Below are 3,467 nucleotides of genomic sequence, written 5' to 3' on the forward strand. Positions count from 1 at the left end.
ATCACTTTGTACGGGGATTTTTGGGAATATCAATCGGGAGATTTCAATGAAGTCATGAGGGTGAACATGGGCGGCACTTTCTTTCTGGCACAGGCTGCTGCAGGGGTAATGAAAAATCAGGAAAATGGAGGTTCACTGTTATTTACCTCTTCAGTTACTGCCCATCAGGCCCACAAAAACCTCGCTGCTTATGGCATGAGCAAAGCAGCCATCGAAATGCTTGCCAAAAATCTGGTCATCGAGCTTTCAGAATTCAACATCAATGTCAACACCATCGCACCGGGTGCAACCCTGACCAAGAGAACTGCCATGGACAAGGACTATGAAAAAACATGGTCAAGGATAACCCCAATGGGCAAACCGGCATCAGTCACAGATATCGCCAATGCAGCCGCTTTTCTTGTTTCTGATGAAGCAAGGCATATTACAGGTCAGAATCTGGTAATTGATGGTGGTTGGACCAGTATCAGTCCTTCGCCTTATTGATGAAAAAATGAAAGCCCACTTCCAAGACCTCTACGAGTACAGTCTACAAAGCAACCTAACCACAATTGGTTTATTGGAAACCTACGGTTCTGAGGTACCTGAAAAAATCATCAGAAATTTCAGCCATATCCTCAATGCCCAACATCTTTGGAACCATAGGATAGAAGGGAGTAAATCTTCTTTTAAAGTATGGGACATTCATCCCATCAGCCAACTCAGAGAAATCAACGAATCTTTGTTCCAACAATCATTCACAATCATAGAAAAAGAGGATTTTGAGAGACAAGTAGACTATATCAACTCACAGAAAGAATCCTATACCAATTCAGTCAAGGAAATAATTTTTCATGTCGTCAACCATTCAACCTACCACCGTGGTCAAGTCATGATCCAACTCCGTGAATCGGGATTGGAAGCCACATCTACTGACTATATATTTTACAAAAGAAAATAAGGTGTTTTTCCTAAAAGCTAAATAATGTCAGGTCCGCCAAAACCAATCAACCACTCCCCTGCCCCATGGAAATTAACTGGAGAGGGAATCATCCTTGTCTTCAAATTCAACAAACAATGGGTTGAAGAAAATGGCTTTTTAAATGATGCCCAAAAAGGAAATTTCAAAGGAGGCTTGGGATTCGTGATGTTGGTCAATTACCACAATTCCCCTGTCGGTCCTTATAAGGAATTATTGTTTATTCCGGGGAAATTTACGCCACACAAAAGGCAGACCATCACCCGGATATTTGTGGATTCAGAGGAAAGTACAGAAAACGGCAGGTTCAATTGGGGGATTCCCAAAGAGACGGTCCCGATGATCTGGCAAAAAAACGGCAAGGAAGAAACCATTGGTATTGGCCATGAAGATGATCCGATTCTATTCTGTAAAATCACTTCCGGTGGTATTCCATTTCCCGCATCCACAAAACTAATCCCCATTCACCTTTTTCAGGAATTGGAAGGGAAAACGTTTTTGACAGACCCAAGTGGTTCCGGTTGGGGGAAATTTGCAAAGATAGTTTCTTTGAAAATCAACCAGGAATATTTCCCCGATATCAAATACCGGAAACCCCTACTATGTATCAAAGTAGATCCTTTCACAATGCATTTTCCTGAGGCTCAATAAATGTCCCTTCCCCACCAAAAAACAGTGGCCCTATCAATAAGATGCTTTCTTTATTTAAAGAAAAGTTTAAATTGCTTTTGACCAACATAAAACCTTTATCATGAAAAACTTCTGCTACATTATTCTGGCTTTCTTCATTATCAGTTCTTGCTCACCTAAGGAAGAGGATTCCCTCCCAATGAAAGTAGCCAAAGCCTATGGCTTTGATAATTTCGATAAAATAAATTCAATAGCCTATACCTGGAATGTACAGGCCAATCCGGAAACTGTTCGTACCAGAGACTGGAAGTGGAATATCAAGGACAATACGGTTTATTATGCAGATGCTGATACCAGCTATACCTACAGTCTGGACATTCCCGCTGATCAAATGCCTACTGGTGACAAAGGCTTTATCAATGACAAATACTGGCTGATGTATCCCTTCCAATTGGCATGGGACAGTGGCTACACCTTTGAAGTGGAAGAAAATGTCTCTGCTCCTATTTCTGGTAACAACAGTACTAAGCTGATTATTATTTATAATGATGCAGATGGATATACGCCCGGTGATGCCTATGACCTTTATTTGGATGAAAACCACTTGATCAAAGAATGGGTATTCCGAAGAGGGAATGGTCCTGATGGAAGGGCCATCACATGGGAAGCAGAAAAAGACTTCAAAGGGATCAAACTTGCCACCGAGCGTAAAAATGACGAGGGAATGAAGTTTATCTGGTTCACCAATATTGAGGTGGATTGATTGAGTTTTATTTATGCATGACCAAGTTTTAATTCATGCCATGACTCAAAGTCATGGCATGAATTACCCCTCCTTATAAATCTCACAATTAAATTTTATGAAAAACTTACTATTACTCATCTTTCTCTTTACTTCATTTCAATCATTTTCCCAAAAACTCACAAAAACAGAGCGACAACTCGTTGACCTGATCGACAAAAACTACGAAGAAACTGTTGCCTTACTGGCAGAAACTGTCAACATCAATTCTGGAACATTAAATCTGGAGGGTGTCCGCGAGGTGGGAAGGGTTTTTGAAAGGGAATTTGCCAAAATCGGTTTTGAAACCGAATGGATCACTTTACCCGACTCACTGAAGAGGGCAGGTCATTTTGTGGCGACCAGAAAAGGAACCAAAGGCAAAAAGCTTTTTTTTATCGGACACTTGGATACGGTATTTGAAAAAGACATGCCCTTCTACCCCTTCACCATGGTCAATGACTCCACAGCAAAAGGTCAGGGTGTCAATGACATGAAAGGCGGGAATGTGATGATTTTTGCCACGTTGAAGGCGTTGGATCAAATGGGACTTTTGAAAGACCGGACCATCACTGTCTATTTCCCCGGAGATGAAGAAAATGCTGGAGACCCTTCCTGGGTCAGCCGGGCTGATTTTGTCGAAAGGGCCAAGCAGCATGACTATGCCTTGGGTTACGAAACCGCACAGGGTTTCAATATCGCCACCGTGGCCAGAAGAGGTGCAAGTGGATGGACTTTGAAAACCACAGGCAAGCAGGTGCATTCCTCAGGAGTATTCAGAGAATCGGTAGGATATGGGGCCATTTATGAAGCATCAAGGATTCTTAATCAATTCAGAGAGGAATTGGCAGGGGAACAATACCTGACTTTCAATCCTGGACAATTTATAGGAGGTTCAGATATCAGCTATAATCCGGATACGGGAGAGGGTGAAGCGTTGGGCAAAACCAATATTGTGGCAAGGGAGGCTTTCGTTACCGGTGATTTGAGATTTTTGGGTGAACCCCAAAAAGAGGCTGCCCGGGAAAAAATGAAACAGATAGTATCCCAAAACCTGAACGGAACAACCGCCGAAATCAAATTCCAGGATGGCATCCC

At 42.3% G+C, this 3,467-nt stretch carries 5 protein-coding genes; all 5 read left to right on the forward strand.

From position 1 onward, the window contains the following. On the forward strand, nt 1–486 hold a 486-nt coding region (locus ACEW8O_RS23660), incomplete at its 5' end, for an SDR family NAD(P)-dependent oxidoreductase (RefSeq protein ID WP_373497099.1). 7 nt (nt 487–493) lie between these two features. After that, the gene (locus tag ACEW8O_RS23665) at nt 494–940 is read left to right on the forward strand and encodes a DinB family protein (protein ID WP_373497100.1); all 447 of its coding nucleotides are present in this window, start codon (nt 494–496) and stop codon (nt 938–940) included. A gap of 24 nt (nt 941–964) precedes the next feature. Further along, entirely contained in the window at nt 965–1,609 is a 645-nt protein-coding gene (locus tag ACEW8O_RS23670; RefSeq protein ID WP_373497101.1) for a hypothetical protein, read from the forward strand. Nucleotides 1,610–1,709: 100 nt separating this feature from the next. After that, nucleotides 1,710–2,351, forward strand: coding sequence for a hypothetical protein (locus ACEW8O_RS23675; RefSeq protein WP_373497102.1), 642 nt, complete (start codon nt 1,710–1,712; stop codon nt 2,349–2,351). Nucleotides 2,352–2,448: 97 nt separating this feature from the next. Then, the coding region (locus ACEW8O_RS23680) for a M20/M25/M40 family metallo-hydrolase (protein WP_373497103.1) at nt 2,449–3,467 on the forward strand (1,019 nt) is incomplete at its 3' end.

The organism is Aquiflexum sp., assembly GCF_041749095.1.
In the GTDB taxonomy this organism is placed as follows: domain Bacteria; phylum Bacteroidota; class Bacteroidia; order Cytophagales; family Cyclobacteriaceae; genus Aquiflexum.